Here is a 12,368-nt window from a genome sequence, read left to right as displayed (position 1 = left end):
CGGGTGGGCGCGGGGGCGCGCGGGGGCGCGTGGAGGCATGCGGGGAGGCATGTGGGGCGGGTGTGGTGAAGACCACCGGCCCGGGAAAGGCCCCCGGAACCGCCGATCCGCCCCGAATATCGCCACATAAGCCGCAATCCTCCGCATGGCGAGGGATGAGCCCTCCTCCCCCCGCCGGGAAGCGCGGCGCCCCGAGGCGCAGGATGGTGCGACCATGGGAAGAGTCCGCAGGGACGAGCATGAGTGTGAGGGGATAGATGGGCGACGATTTCGGCCGCTACCGCGGCACGGAGAGCAGGATTCCCCAGTGGCTGCGCCGACGGCCGAGGAAGAGCACCGGCGATTCGGCGCTCCAGGAGAGCGCGCCGGGCCGTGAGGCGCTGCTGCTCGCCGTGGCCGAAGCGGGGATGCCCGTCGCGCCCGCCGCCCACCCCGTCGGCTACCGATGTTCCTGTGAGCGCATCGGCTGTCCCACCCCGGCCAGGCACCCCGTCTCCTTCGCCTGGCAGACCCAGTCCACGACGGACCGGGCCCAGGTCGAGCGCTGGGCGCGCAACCAGCCCGAGGCCAATTTCATCACCGCGACGGGCATGGTCCACGACGTCCTCGACGTCCCCCTCGAAGCGGGCAGCCGCGCCCTGGAACGCCTGCTGGCGCAGGGCATCGACGTCGGCCCCGTCGCCGACTCCGGCGGCGACCGCATGCTCTTCTTCACCGCGACCCGCGGCACCCCCGAGGACGAGGACGAGTGGTGGCCCTGTGAGCTGGACTGCCACCCCGAGACGATGGACGAGCACCCCGGGCTGCGCTGGCACTGCCGGGGCAGCTACGTCCTCGTACCCCCGGCGCGGCTCCCCGGCGAGCTGACCGTCCACTGGCTGCGCGGCCCCGAGCACCCGCTCCCCGACCCGCTGACCCTCCTGGAGTCGCTGACCGACGCATGCGCGCGGTACGCGGGCGAGAACGGCGAGCTGGACCCGCACGCGGTGGCCTGGCCCCTGGGACGCTGAAGAGCCCCCGCCCCGCCCCGCTTGACGGACGCGGTCGCGGGTCGTGGATCGCGGGCCGGGCGCGCGCGGTCACACACCCTTCGCCAGGCGGGCCCGCGGTTACGGTCACCCGCCCGGCAAGCCCCGCGCCGCCCCGCCCCGCGGCGGCTACGAGCCCTTCGCCGCGATGACGCCCTGGAGCCGCCCCGCCACCGTCACCTTCGGGTCACCCGCGTCCGCGGGCGGGACCAGAACGGCCTGGCTGGAGATCCACTCCTTCGTGAGCGTGTTCGTCACCTCGCCCGTCGTCAGCGCCTTCACATCCGCGCTCACCTGCGGCTTCACACCCTTCGCGCCCGTCAGCCGCTCGAAGTAGCGGGTGGCGAAGAAGACCAGCGCGCCGCCGTCCTCCGTCGCGAGCCCCAGCGGCTCGAAGTCGCCGCTGCTCGCCGCCTGGTCGATGTACTGCGTGGTCAGACCCGGCAGCCGTGCCTTCTCCTTGCGGGTCTTGCGCCACTCGCTGGTGTGCGGCCCGTCCGCGAAGCTGTCCGGCTCGCCGTCCTCCAGATACGAGGCGTACTCCTCGCTCAGATCCTTCGGCGCCACCGTCAGTCCCTTGCTGCCCGGTTCCACCGGCTCGCCCAGGCCCTCGCCGTCCGTCCGGAACTCCGGGACCGCGTCCGCCGCGAGGATCGTCAGATACGGGACCTTCCACTCCTCGCCGGGCCCGTTGCGCAGGAATACCAGCACCCAACGGGTGTCCTGCGCGGCGTCGTTGTCCTTGTCCCGGTTGCTGTCGGTGTCCGCCACGAACCAGCGCGGCCAGCCGGCCTTCTTCGGGATCGTGAACCTCGCGTCCGTCAGCTCCAGCGGCTGGTGCGCGGCGTTCCCGTTCGGGGACGTGAGGGAACGCGACTTCAGACCGGCCTGGTTGATCGCGCCGAGCGCGCCGGTCACCCGGTCCGCGTCGAGCGCCGGATCGTACGCCTTGTCCGCCGCGTTGTACGCGTCGGTGAAGTCCTTCAGGGCCTGCGCGGCCTCACTCCGGTCCGCCGACGGCAGGACCGCCAGCTCCCCGTGCACCGTCACGCAGCCGCTCGCCGTCAGCGACAGCACCGTCACCCCCGCGAGCGCCGCCACCGCCCGGCCCGTCGCCCGACGCGCTGCCCGACCCGTCCCCCGCATCGGCCTTCCCAGCCTGCTCATCGGCCGCCACTGCTCCTTGACCCCTGCTACCCGTGCTACCCGGACCCGTACGAACGGATCGCCACCCTACCGGGGCCAGGAACAGCGCGAGCGTCGGGACCAGATACAGGAACCAGACGGTTACCTGAAGCACCGTCGGGTCCGGCTGGAAGTTGAGAACACCCTTCAGGAGCGTGCCGTACCAGCTGTCCGGCGGGATCGTCGCACTGATGTCGAACGCCCTGTCCGACAGGCCGCCCAGGAAGCGCGCCTCCTGGAGGTCGTGGACACCGTACGCGAGCACCCCCGCCGCCACGACCACCAGCATCCCGCCGGTCCACGTGAAGAACCTGGCCAGATCGATCCGCAGCGCGCCCCGGTAGAACAGCCACCCGAGGACGACCGCGCTGGCGATCCCCAGCAACACGCCGATCAGCGGCGCGTGCGTACCGTCCGACGAGGCGCGCACCGACGCCCACACGAACAGCGCCGTCTCCAGCCCCTCCCGGCCCACCGCCAGGAACGCCGTCGCGACCAGCGCGCCCGTCCCCATCCGCAGCGCCGCGTCCAGCCTGGCCCCCAGCTCCGCCCGCAGATGCCGCGCGGTGCGCCGCATCCAGAAGACCATCCAGGTCACCAGCCCCACCGCGACGATGGACAGTGAGCCGCCCAGCGCCTCCTGCGCCTCGAACGTCAGCTCCTGCGAGCCGAATTCGAGCCCGAAGCCGAAGCCCAGCGCGAGGACGACGGCGACGCCGATGCCGGTCCAGACGGGCCGCAGCGCGTCGCGCCGCTCCGTCTTCACCAGATACGCGATCAGGATGCAGACGACGAGACTGGCCTCCAGCCCCTCGCGCAGGCCGATCAGATAGTTTCCGAACACGTCGGAACTCCTTCGTTCGGTGGGTCAGGTGAACAGCGCCCGGCCCCACCAGTCGCCCGTGTCCCGGACGCCCGGCGGGATCGCGAAGACCGCTGAACCCACGTGCTGGATGTACTCGTTGAGCGCGTCGGAGCGCGCCAGTGACCGCTGTACGGGGATGAACGCGTCCCGCACGTCCCGCTGGTACGCCAGGAAGAACAGCCCCGCGTCGAGCCGGCCGAGCCCGTCCGTACCGTCCGTGAAGGAGTAGCCGCGGCGCAGCATCCGCACCCCGTGGTGCGCGTCCGGATGGGCCAGCCGTACGTGCGAGGTCGGCAGCATCGCCGCCAGGTTGGGCTTGTCGTGCTCGCGCGCCTTGCCGACCGCCGCGCCCTCGCCCTTGTCCCGGCCGAAGACGTCCTCCTGCTCCTGGAGCGGCGTACGGTCCCAGCTCTCGATCCGCATCGAGATCCGGCGGGCGACGAGATACGAGCCGCCCGTGATCCAGCCGGGCTCGCCCTTCCCGCCGCCCGCCCAGACATACGTGTCCAGCGCGGCGGTCTCGTCGACCGCGATGTTGCTGGTGCCGTCCTTGAAGCCGAAGAGGTTACGGGGCGTCTGCGCGCCCGGGGTCGTCGACGACGTCTTGCCGAAGCCGAGCTGCGACCAGCGCACCGCGACCTTCCCGAAGCCGATCCTGGCCAGATTGCGGATCGCGTGCACCGCGACCTGCGGATCGTCCGCGCACGCCTGGACGCAGAGGTCACCGCCGCCGCGCGCCGGGTCGAGGTTGTCGCCGGGGAAGTGCGGCAGGTCGACCAGCGCGGCGGGCCGGCGCGCCGCCAGCCTGAACCGGTCCGCGCGCCCCGTGCCGTGCTGGAAGAGCCCGGGGCCGAAGCCGACGGTCAGGGTGAGCCGGGACGGCCGCAGGCCCAGCGCCTCGCCCGTGTCGTCCGGCGGCGCCTCGGCGAGACCGCCGTACGCGCCGTCACCGACCGCGTGCCCCGCCGTCATCCGCTCGGCGGCCCGCGTCCAGTCCTTCAGCAGCTGGACCAGCTCCGCGCGGTCGTCGGTCGTCACGTCGAACGCCGCGAAGTGCAGCCGGTCCTGGACGGGCGTGGCGATGCCCGCCTGGTGCGCGCCGTGGAAGGGTACCGCCGCGCCGCCGTCCGCGGCGGGCCCGGCGCTCTCCCCGCCCCGTACCGCCGCGACGGCGCCTCCGGCCGCGGCGGCCCCGAGCGCGAGCCCGGCCCCGCCCCAGCCGAGCAGGGCCCGCCGCGAGGGGACAGGCGCGGCGTCGCCCTTCGTATCGTTCTCCGCTGTGCTGTGCGCCGTGTTCGTCTCTCCGGTGCCGGACATCGCGCTTCCTTACTTCTTCACCACGGCGGCGGCCAGCTTCGAGAGCGGCTCGGCCAGCGCGTTGACGCCGTCCGACAGCTCCTTGCGCTCCGCCTTGCCGACCTTCTCGTACGACGTGAAGCCGTACGGGTCCGCGCCGTCCCGGTACGTGTCCAGCAGCGTGCCGAGCGCGGCGAACCGCTTGTCCAACTCGGTCACCAGCGCCGGGTCGTTCTTCGACGCCACCGGCTTCAGCAGCTCGTACGAGCGCTCGGCGCCCTCGACATTGGCCTTGAAGTCCACCAGGTCGGTGTGGCTGTACCGCTCCTCCTCGCCGGTGACCTTCCCGGCGGCGACCTCGTCGAGGAGTTCCTTGGCGCCGTTGGCCATCGAGGTCGGGGTGATCTCGGCCCGGCCCACGCGCTTCTGCCAGTCCAGCAGGTCCCTGTCGAGGCCGTCGGCGAGGCTCTTCGCGTCCGGGCCGAGCTTCTTGTCCTGCCACAGCTCCTTCTCCAGCCGGTGCCAGCCCGTCCACTTCTGGCCCGGCTCCAGGCCGTCGGCGCGCACGTCCACCTTCGGGTCGATGTCGCCGAAGGACTCGGCCACCGGTTCCGTACGCTCCCAGCCGATGCGCGAGGGCGCGTACGCCTTCTTCGCGGCCTCAAGGTCACCGGCGCGCACGGCGTCGGTGAAGACCTTCACCTTCGGCAGTGTCTCGTCGGCCTGCGCCTGGACGTAGGTGCGGTACGCGGCGACCGCGGCGTCCATCTCCGGGCTGCGCTCGGCGGGCGCCCCGCCGGTCACGGTGACCTTCTGCCGGATGCCGTCGCCCTTCATGCCGGGCTTGCAGGCGATCTCGTACGCACCGGACTTCACCTCGGCGGTGATCTTCGCCTTCGTGCCGGGGCCGATGTTCTCGCGCTCGGTGACGATCCGGTCGTCGGGGAAGAGGAGATAGACCTCGGTGACCTTGGACCCCTGGTTCTCGACGGCCAGTTCGAGGTGACCGGCCGGGAACTCCGTCTTCGAGACCTCGCAGGCGTCGTCCTTCGCGGTGACCCGGACGGCGTCCGCGCCGCCCTGGGAGTCGCTCTTCTCGGCGCACCCGGTGACGGCGGTCAGGGCCACCACGGCGGCGGTGGCGATGACGAGGGAGAGACGGGCAGGTCGCATACGGGGCTCCACGATGGAAGGGCTGGAACGCGGGCGGGAACATTGGGCGGGAATACGGACATGACGCCAGATGCGGCGGGCTCAACTTAACTTAGGCTTACCTGAGTGCCACCCCTCCGTCGAGTGATTCAGCTCTCACTCACGCCTCCGGGGGCCGCCCGGATACGGCCAGGTCACAGGGGTGCCAGGGGTGTGCCATGACGCGGTCAAGCCGGGGTCAAGAAGACGCTTTCCATGCCTCGGCACGTTTACGGACACGCCCGCCGGTACCTCCGTCGGCGCGCCCGCCAGGTAGGTCAGGCCGGACGCCTGGGAACGATCAGCGGAACGCCGGTCCGCGGGTGCGGCAGGACCTCCACGGGCTGCCGGTAGACCCGGCTCAGCAGTTCGTCGCGGAAGACCTCGCCCGGCGGGCCCTCGGCCGCGATCCGGCCGCCGTGCAGTACGGCCGTACGGTCCGCGTGGGCCGCCGCCAGCCCCAGGTCGTGCAGGACCACCACGACGGCGTCGCCCGCCCCGGCCCGCTCCCGGCAGAGCCGCAGCACGAGTTCCTGGTGGCGCAGATCGAGCGCGGCGGTCGGCTCGTCGAGCAGGAGCAGCGGCGCCCGCTGGGCGAGGACCCGGGCCAGCGCGACCCGGGCGCGCTCGCCGCCGGAGAGCCCGGAGAAGGGGCGGGCGGCGAAGCCGGTGACCTCGGTGGCCGCCATCGCCGCGGCGACGGCCTCGTCGTCCTCGTCCTCCCGGGCGGTCCCGGCCCACGGTGCCCGGCCCATCCGTACGACATCGGCGACGGGGAAGGGGAACGAGAGCGTGGCGGCCTGCGGCAGCACCGAGCGGCGCAGGGCCAGTTCGGCCGCCGACCACTCCCGTACGTCGCGCCCGTCGATCCGTACGGTGCCCCGGCCGGCCGGCAGATCGGCGGCGAGCGCGGCGAGCAGCGTGGACTTCCCGGCCCCGTTGGGCCCGACGAGCGCGACGACCTCACCGGCCCGCGCGACCAGTTCGATGCCGGAGAGCACATCCCGCTGCCCGAGCCGGAGATGGAGCCCGGAGACCTCGGCGACGGGGGAGCCGGGGGCGGCGGGGGAGGGCAGCACGCGTCCCCGCGCGGCGAACAGGTTCCCGACGGCGGTACGCAGGTTCATGCCCAACCCCCTTGCCTGCGGCGGGTCCTGCGCAGCAGCCAGAAGAAGAACGGACTGCCGAAGAGCGCGGTCAGCACCCCCAGCGGCAGCTCGGCGGGCGCCGCCACCGTACGGGCCGCCAGATCGCCGGCGAGCAGGACCAGCGCGCCGCCGAGCGCGCTGCCCGGGACCAGGAAGCGGTGGCCGGGCCCGGCCGCCATCCGCAGCAGATGCGGGACCAGCAGCCCCACGAACGTGATGATCCCGGCCACCGCGACCGCCGCCGCGGTGAGCAGCGCGACGACGAGCACCAGCAGGATCCGCAGCCTCTCGACGTCCACGCCCAGGTGACGGGCGGGCCGTTCGCCGAGCGCCAGCAGATCCAGCTTCCGCGCCGAGAGCGGCGCGACCGCCAGCCCGGCCAGCGCGCAGGGCAGCACCGCGAGCACCTTGGGCCAGGTCGCCTGGGCCAGCGAACCGAGCTGCCAGAAGGTGATCTGCGTGATCTGCGCGCTGTCCGCGAAGAAGATGAACAGCCCGATCAGCGCCCCCGCGAAGGCGTTGACCGCGATGCCGGTGAGGATGAGCGTGACCACCTCCGTACGGCCGCCCGAGCGGGAGAGCGCGTACACCAGCAGGACCGTCGCGAGTCCGGCGACGAACGCGCAGACCGTGACCGTCCAGTTGCCGAGAAAGCTCAGCCCCAGCGCGATCGAGGCGACCGCCCCGACCGCCGCGCCGGACGAGATCCCGATGACGCCCGGCTCGGCGAGCGGATTGCCGAACACCCCCTGCATCAGCGCGCCCGCGCAGCCGAGCGAGGCGCCGACGAGCAGCGCGAGGACGACGCGGGGGAGCCGTACGTTCCACAGGACGCTCTCCCCGACCCGGTCGAGCGGCGCGCCGCCGAGCCCCGCCCGGTGCTGGAGGGAGGCGAGGACGTCCCCGAGGGGGATGTGGTACGCGCCGATCCCGGCGGAGAGCAGGCAGAGGACGACGAGCCCGCCGACGAGCCCGGCGGTGAGGAGGGCGGTGGCACCGGGCCGCCGCCGCGTACCGGGGACGCCGCTGCCGGGCCCGTCCGGCGGAGCATCGGGCGGAGAACCCGGCGCCTTCGGGGCCCGTGCCGTGGGACTGGTCGTCACTTCCCGCGCCGTCCCGTCACTTCTCGTCCGCGTGGAGCTGATCGACGATCGACTTCAGCACCTCGTCCGTCCGCGGCCCGTAGTTCAGCAGCACCCCGTCCTCGACCGAGACGACCCTGCGGTCCATCCCGGCGGGTGTCTCCGCGACGCCCGGGATCTTCACCAGGCCGTCGACCCCGTCCACCGAGGCGAGCCCCTTGGTCATCACCAGGATCGCGTCGGGCGCGGCCTTCGCCAGGGCCTCGCTGGTGATCGGGGTGAAGTCCTTCGTGAGCCCCGACTCCTTGCCCGCGTCGACCGCGCCGGCCGCCTCCAGCAGGGAGCTTGCCCCGGAGTCCGCGCCGCCGAGCAGATAGACGGAGGCCGAGCCGCGCAGATAGAGGAAGGCGACGCGCGGCTCGCGTCCGCCCTCGCGCGCCGGAATGTCCTTCTGTACGGCGGTGATCCGCCGCTCCGTACGCTCCTTCAGCTCCGTGCCCGCCGCCGTGACCCCCAGCGCCCCCGCCACCGCGTCGATCCGCCTGCCGACCTCGCCGAGGCTCTGGGCCGGTGCGACGACGAGGAGCGGAATGCCCGCCGCCCGGATCTGGCCGATGGCCTCGGCGGGCCCGGTGGTGGTGTCGGCGAGGACGAGGGTCGGCCGGAGCGAGAGCACGCCCTCCGCGGAGACGTCGTGGGCGCGCGTCACCACGGGGAGCTTCGCGGCCTGTTCGAAGGTGGCGGTGATGTCGCGGGCCACGACCCGCTCGCCGAGGCCGAGCGTGAAGACGATCTCGCTCAGCGATCCGGTCAGCGGCACGATCCGGTCGGTGGAGGTGACGGTGACCTTCCTGCCGTCCGCCGAGTCGACGGTGACGGGCAGCCGGGGCTCCGGCGTCGCCGCCAGGGGCTCCACCCGGTCAGCCCGGTCCGCCGCGCCCGCCGCCTGGGCGCTGGCGCGCTGCTCCGTACCGCCCGTGCCGCCGTTACCGCCGCAGCCGGTGGCGGCGAGGGCGAGCGCGAGCGCGGTGACGAGCGCACCCGCGAGGCGTGATCTGCGCACGGAACGCACCGTCCTTCGTCGAGGCTTCTGTGGCGGAAGGGTTCCGGCACAGACCGAAAGTAGCTTAGGTTAGCCTTACCTCGGTTGCCAGGCCCGGTGCTGTTTTCACGTCCAGAGTCCAGATGCGGGAGTGATCCCATGCCGTCCTTCAGACCCGTGCGCCGCCCGTTCCGCCCGTCCCGCGCCGGATTCGCCCGCGCGTCCTCCGGCGGGTCCCCCGTCAGGTTGCTCGTCGCCTTGCTCATCGCGCTCCTCATGGCGCTGCCGGTGGCTCTGCTCCCGGCCGCCGGGGCGCACGCGGCGGACCGTACGGTGCAGGGCGGCAGGCTGGACTGGGGCATCAAATCCTCCTTCCTCACCTATGTCACCGGGCCCATCGCGCAAGGCAGTTGGGGGCTCACCGGGGGAGCGGCCACGGTGGGCAGCCAGTTCCGCTTCCACTCGGCGACCGGGTCGTACGATCCGGACAGCGGTGCCTTCCGCTCCGCGTTCTCCGGCGGCGTCCGCTTCGTCGGCCACCAGAAGTCCGACGGCTCGTACGAACTCGACCTCACCCTCTCCCGCCCCACGGTGCGGATCTCCGGCGGCAGCGGCACCCTCTACGCCGACATGGTCAGCAGGGCGAAAGGCTCGGGCAAGGTCACCACGTCCTCCCAGGTCCCGTTCGCCTCCCTGGACCTCTCCGGGATCGACATGCGCGGCGGCTCCTCGCCGATCGCCCTCAGCAACGTCCCGGCGACGCTCACCACACGGGGCGCGACGGCCTTCGCCGGGTACTACACGGCCGGTACGGCGCTCGACCCGGTCAGCCTCTCCGTGGACGTGGCCGCCGCGGAGAAGACCGCGGCGCCGGACCCCACGACGCCCCCGGACGGCGACGGGAGGACCGGTCCCGACAGCGGGACGACCGGCGGGACGGCCGGCGCGACCGCCGGGGCGTCCCCCGGCGCCTTCCAGGACGCGGCCGTCGACTGGGGCGTCCGCCGCACCTACCGCGAGTACGTCACCGGCTCCATCGCCCGGGGCGGGTGGACGCTGGGCGACGGCGCCCAGGACGGCGGCGCGCTCTTCCGCTTCCCCGGGGGCAAGGGCTCGTACGACGCGGAGAAGGGCACCCTCGACGCGGAGTTCGCGGGCAGCGTCCGCTTCACCGGCACCCGGCTCGACCTGACGCTCAGGAAGGTCGCGGTCGTGGTGAAGGACGGCAAGGGCACGCTCTCCGCCGATGTCGTCGACGCCGCCGAGGGCAGCCCGCCCCGTAAGGCCGTACCGCTCATCACCTTCGCCGCCCGGGACTTCACGCCGGAGGACGGCCTCGCCACCCTCACCGAGGCGCCCGCGAAACTGACCGCACAGGGCGCCGAGAGCTTCGGCTCCCTCTACCCGGCCGGCACGGAGATGGACCCCGTCTCGCTCGCCGTCACCGTCGACGCGAAGGCGAAGCTCCCCGCGCTGCCGGACCTGGGCAGCGACGCCACGGCCCCCGCTCCGACACCCTCCCCGGCCGGTACGGAGTCCACCGCCCCCGGAGCCGCGGCCTCGTCGAAGGCCTCCTCGTCCTCCGTGGGCGCCGGGACGTACGCGGCGATCGGCGCCGGGGTGGCCGTGGCCGCCGGGGCCGCGGTCCTCGTGGTCCGCAGGCGCCGCGCGGCGGCCACCGGGACGGCGACGGACGGCGCCCCCACGGACCCCTCCTGACGGCCCGTCCCCGATCGGCCGTCGTCCTCCCCCACATCCCCCGCATACAGGTGCACCCCCGCCTCACACCTTCGAGGAGTACCCCGCCCATGGCAGCCAATCGCCGCCCCGTAGCCCTCGCCGCCGCCATCGCGACGGCGGTCGCACTCGGCGCGACCGTCCTCACCCTCCCGGCACTCGCGACCGACACCCGGAACGCCGCGCCCGCCGCCGGGCCTGCGGTCGCGCCCGCCGCAGCCCCGAACCTCGTACTGAAGGACGGCACCCTGGACTGGGGCCTGAAGGAGTCCTTCCGCAGGTACGTCACGGGCATCGCCCTCGGCACCATCACCCCGTCGGACGGCGCCACCCAGGCCGCCGGCAACGGCCCGTTCACCTTCGTCAACGGCACCGGCACATACGACTCCACGACGCACGACGTGGCCACGGAGTTCGAGGGCGGCGTCCGGTTCTCCTCCGCCGCCCACGGCTTCGACATCAAGATCGCCGACGTCAAGCTGGTCACCTCGGGGACGGGCGGCGCCATCGAGGCCGACGTCACCCTCAACGGCGCGACCCAGAACGACATCGAACTGGCCGCCATCGATCTGACGGGCATCCGCCCGGAGAACGCCAACGGCACGATGGTCTTCAAGGACATCCCGGCCACCCTGACCGCCGACGGCGCCAAGGCCTTCAACGGGATGTACGCCGAGGGCACCGAACTGGACAAGGCGACCCTCTCCGTCGGTTACGAGACGGCCCCCTCCGAGACCCCGCCCACCACTCCCACTCCCACCCCGACGCCCACCCTCACTCAGACGCCGCCTCCCACCTCGGGGACGCCCAGCCCCCAGGCCCCGGGGCCCACTCCCACCACATCCACCACCTCCGGCCAGACGGCCTCGCCCGCGGAGTCGGCCCCGACCGCCGTGGACGGCGCGATCGTCGACGGCAACCTCGACTGGGGCGTGAAGGACTCCTTCCGCTCGTACGTCACCGGCCCGATCGCGGCCGGCAAGGTCGAACTCGGCGACGGAGCCACCCAGCCCGCCACCACCGCCTACCGCTTCCCGAAGGCCACCGGCGGCTTCGACGCGCAGGCGGGATCCCTCGACGCCTCTCTCGGCGGTACGGTCCGCTTCCTCGGCCACCGGGAGTCCGACGGTACGTACGTCCTCGACCTGCGCCTGAGCGCTCTCCAGGTGAAGGTGGAGGACGGCAAGGGCACACTGCTCGCGGACGTCTCCACCAAGGACCGCGAGACGCACGAGGTCTCCTCGTACACCGGCCTCACCCTCGCCACCCTCGACGTCCCGGCCACCCTGCCCGCCGCCGAGGACGGCGTCGTCACCCTCAAGGCCGTCCCCGCGACGCTCACCGCCGACGGCACGAAGGCGTTCGGCGGCATGTACCCGGAGGGCACGGCCCTGGACCCGCTGACGCTCGCGGTCTCCCTCGACGCCGACGCCGAACTCCCGGGCGCCACGGGCGGTACGACGGGTGGCACGGCGGGCGGCACCACCGGCGGCACGACGGGCGGCGGCGGTACGACAACGGGCGGCGGCACGGTCGGCGGCACCACCACCGGCGGTACGGGCGGCGCCCTCGCCTCCACCGGCGCGGAGTTCCCGGCGGGCACGCTCCTCGGCGCGGCGGGGGCGATCGCGGCAGCCGGCGCGGGCGCGGTCGTCGTGGCCAGGCGCCGCCGAGAAACGCAGGCCGAGCGCCCCGCGTAACACGCTCCCCGCTCTCCCCGTACGAGACAGGCCCCCGGGACAAGACGCGTCCCGGGGGCCCGACATGCGCCGGCGCATGTCACGTACGACGTAC

At 73.3% G+C, this 12,368-nt stretch carries 10 protein-coding genes; 3 read left to right on the top strand and 7 right to left on the bottom strand.

Annotated elements, in window-relative coordinates; translation table 11 throughout:
• Nucleotides 1-257 precede the first annotated feature (257 nt).
• Nucleotides 258-1,010 (top strand): bifunctional DNA primase/polymerase, encoded by a 753-nt coding sequence (locus ACFTZC_RS11285; RefSeq protein WP_382888547.1) that lies wholly within the window; start codon nucleotides 258-260, stop codon nucleotides 1,008-1,010.
• Nucleotides 1,011-1,157: 147 nt separating this feature from the next.
• Here the strand turns inward: ACFTZC_RS11285 and ACFTZC_RS11280 are convergent, their stop codons facing one another.
• From ACFTZC_RS11280 to ACFTZC_RS11250, 7 genes are all read right to left on the bottom strand, one after another.
• On the bottom strand, nucleotides 1,158-2,111 hold the full coding sequence (locus ACFTZC_RS11280) for a hypothetical protein (RefSeq protein WP_382888546.1): 954 nt from the start codon (nucleotides 2,109-2,111) through the stop codon (nucleotides 1,158-1,160).
• The gene (gene efeU / locus ACFTZC_RS11275) at nucleotides 2,029-3,057 is read right to left on the bottom strand and encodes an iron uptake transporter permease EfeU (protein WP_382888545.1); all 1,029 of its coding nucleotides are present in this window, start codon (nucleotides 3,055-3,057) and stop codon (nucleotides 2,029-2,031) included. The genes ACFTZC_RS11280 and efeU overlap by 83 nt, the downstream gene beginning before the upstream one ends.
• Nucleotides 3,058-3,081: 24 nt before the next feature.
• A complete protein-coding gene (gene efeB, locus ACFTZC_RS11270; protein WP_382888544.1) occupies nucleotides 3,082-4,395 on the bottom strand; it encodes an iron uptake transporter deferrochelatase/peroxidase subunit in 1,314 nt (437 codons plus the stop codon).
• Between the two features lie 9 nt (nucleotides 4,396-4,404).
• The gene (efeO, locus tag ACFTZC_RS11265; protein ID WP_382888543.1) at nucleotides 4,405-5,547 is read right to left on the bottom strand and encodes an iron uptake system protein EfeO; all 1,143 of its coding nucleotides are present in this window, start codon (nucleotides 5,545-5,547) and stop codon (nucleotides 4,405-4,407) included.
• Nucleotides 5,548-5,843: 296 nt separating this feature from the next.
• The gene (locus tag ACFTZC_RS11260; protein WP_382888542.1) at nucleotides 5,844-6,692 is read right to left on the bottom strand and encodes a heme ABC transporter ATP-binding protein; all 849 of its coding nucleotides are present in this window, start codon (nucleotides 6,690-6,692) and stop codon (nucleotides 5,844-5,846) included.
• Nucleotides 6,689-7,816, bottom strand: a complete 1,128-nt coding sequence (locus ACFTZC_RS11255) for a FecCD family ABC transporter permease (protein WP_382888541.1) — start codon at nucleotides 7,814-7,816, stop codon at nucleotides 6,689-6,691. Before ACFTZC_RS11255 ends, ACFTZC_RS11260 begins: the two co-directional genes overlap by 4 nt.
• Nucleotides 7,817-7,832: 16 nt before the next feature.
• A complete protein-coding gene (locus tag ACFTZC_RS11250; protein WP_382888540.1) occupies nucleotides 7,833-8,858 on the bottom strand; it encodes a hemin ABC transporter substrate-binding protein in 1,026 nt (341 codons plus the stop codon).
• Between the two features lie 138 nt (nucleotides 8,859-8,996).
• On the opposite strand from ACFTZC_RS11250, the gene ACFTZC_RS11245 reads away from it, so the two are divergent.
• Together ACFTZC_RS11245 and ACFTZC_RS11240 are read left to right on the top strand one after the other, a co-directional pair.
• A complete protein-coding gene (locus tag ACFTZC_RS11245) occupies nucleotides 8,997-10,556 on the top strand; it encodes an HtaA domain-containing protein (RefSeq protein WP_382888539.1) in 1,560 nt (519 codons plus the stop codon).
• A gap of 89 nt (nucleotides 10,557-10,645) precedes the next feature.
• Nucleotides 10,646-12,274, top strand: a complete 1,629-nt coding sequence (locus tag ACFTZC_RS11240; protein WP_382888538.1) for an HtaA domain-containing protein — start codon at nucleotides 10,646-10,648, stop codon at nucleotides 12,272-12,274.
• Nucleotides 12,275-12,368: the final 94 nt, after the last annotated feature.

The organism is Streptomyces sp. NPDC056987 (genome assembly GCF_042673865.1).
Classification (GTDB): domain Bacteria; phylum Actinomycetota; class Actinomycetes; order Streptomycetales; family Streptomycetaceae; genus Streptomyces.
The sequence above is the reverse complement of the archived record's forward strand: the minus strand, read 5'-3'. Positions and strand labels throughout refer to the sequence as shown.